Origin of the sequence: Cupriavidus sp. SK-3, assembly GCF_000611145.1 — a bacterium.
Lineage (GTDB): Bacteria > Pseudomonadota > Gammaproteobacteria > Burkholderiales > Burkholderiaceae > Cupriavidus.
This window is the reverse complement of record NZ_JFJV02000275.1, coordinates 1-1820: the sequence shown is the minus strand read 5'-3', so window position 1 is coordinate 1820 and position 1820 is coordinate 1. Positions and strand designations below refer to the sequence as shown.

Annotated in this window: 2 protein-coding genes; both read right to left on the bottom strand. The window is 60.0% G+C overall.

Annotation, left to right across the window (positions count from 1 at the left end):
- The coding region (locus CF70_RS38485) for a hypothetical protein (RefSeq protein WP_235185277.1) at window positions 1-276 on the bottom strand (276 nt) is incomplete at its 3' end.
- 199 nt (window positions 277-475) lie between these two features.
- Window positions 476-1356 (bottom strand): PRTRC system protein D (locus tag CF70_RS30415; RefSeq protein ID WP_235185276.1); only part of this gene is annotated, 881 nt, incomplete at its 3' end.
- Window positions 1357-1820: the final 464 nt, after the last annotated feature.

The window sequence follows — 1820 nt, the reverse complement described above, 5'->3', positions numbered from 1 at the left end:
GACCGGAGAAGTCGCTTCTAGCCTGTGTTCCTTGATATTGACATTGCTATCTGTTGGGACGGCGCCCCCCGACGGGAACGACGTTCTGGCCGGCGTGTTTTCGGGTGCTGGTAGCAATCCCACGGGACCCGAGCCGCCAAGCGCTCTCAACCCGTGCTGCGCGAGCAGTCGAAATACAAAGGCGCGCTCGCGAGCGCCGGGTATCTGTCGCAGATAGGCCAGCAGGTCGGGTGCGGCTTCGGGGGACAGCGTGATCGTAATCTGCAGCTTGTCCATGTGCAGCCGGCTCAGGAAGACTTCGACACATGTCGTGCAGAGCCGATCGTATGGAAGCCCCGAACATTGGCAAAGCAGGGCGCATCCATCACGTGAATGTCGTTGTGCGGAAATGCCGCTTGAATCGTTGGCGCGTACAAGCTCGCTCCGCCTCCGGTCAGGAGGATGGCGCGAATATCCTCGGTGCGACCGACACGCNGCGTACAAGCTCGCTCCGCCTCCGGTCAGGATGATGGCGCGAATATCCTCGGTGCGACCGACACGTGTTTGAACTTCCAAGACGGACTGTTGGGCAACCGCAATGGCTTCTTCAACGAAGGGGCGTAGATCCAGATCCTTGCGATAGAAGAGCATCGGCTTAGCCTCGCGGATTGCCTTGTCGATCCGTTCGATGCTGTCCACCGCTGCGCCCTCGGCCTGAGAGATGAGCCTTGCCACCTGCTGATAGATACGCGATGCACCGCCCGGCACGCCACCGCTTCGGGTGTCGTCCATCGTGTAGCCGCGTGCGACCACCCAGTCGGTCGTGAAATAGCCGACGTCAATCACGAGATAGGCGTTGTCGGGGTCGTACTGCTTGGCGCACTGCTGGATGAATGTGACCAATGTTCCGATGGGCTGAGGCAGCGGCAGCACGTTGTGCACCCGGATCGGACCCCAGCCGAAGTCGAGTTCACCACTGAAGCGGTCCTTCAGGTAGCCGGCGTACTTCTGGGTGTTGTGCACGGGAAGTCCCAGCACCAGGCGGTCAATCTCGGTCGCGTTGGAATAGTGCAAGGACCCGCCCAGCAGCGCAGCGTAGTTCGGGGTCGTGACAAAGTCCTCGGACAAGGAACGGCCAGTGTTCCCGTACGGGGCGCTGATGGATACCTCCGGCCCGACCTCGTATCGCGCCCCGTCGACGACCACGTTGACGACGTTCCTGGCACGTAGGATGGACCCGCTGTGCGGCGTCAACGAAGAGGTCGCAGCTAGCGGCGCCAGCGAGGGAAACATGCTGGTGGCGACGTCAGAGCCGAGCGGGAATGCGGACTTCGTGTTGCCATAGCCGACATCGATTGCGACGGTCGAAACTTTCATGAGCGATACTCCTTGGTGAGTGCCTAATGGGTGTTGATGGCTCGAAGTGCCACTAGGGGGGACTTGGACCGAGCAAGCCAGACCAGGGCTGTTGCTCGCGGTCCCACTTCCCCTGATCTGGTTGGACTTGCTCGGTTCAGCTTTGATCAAGTCCCTCTACGTGGCACATCGACAGACCAACTCTACCGCCAAAGAAACAAAGTCAAGTCGACGTAACCTCGCGAATTTCACGCACGATTCGCAGTCTCTCCGGCTTGCACAGGTGCGCTTGGCGGGCTATCCTTCTTGTACTTCTCGCGTCCCCGACGCATCGACCTGCCGCTACGTTTGGCGGCAATCCCAAGCACCGAAAGAGCCCGAAACGGGTTGTCGGTCGCCTCTATGTACAAGCCGGAAATTGATCCGGTTTTTTTTCAATCAAATCAAGCGGACAGTGTCGGATAGTGAGGACACCGGACACCGCG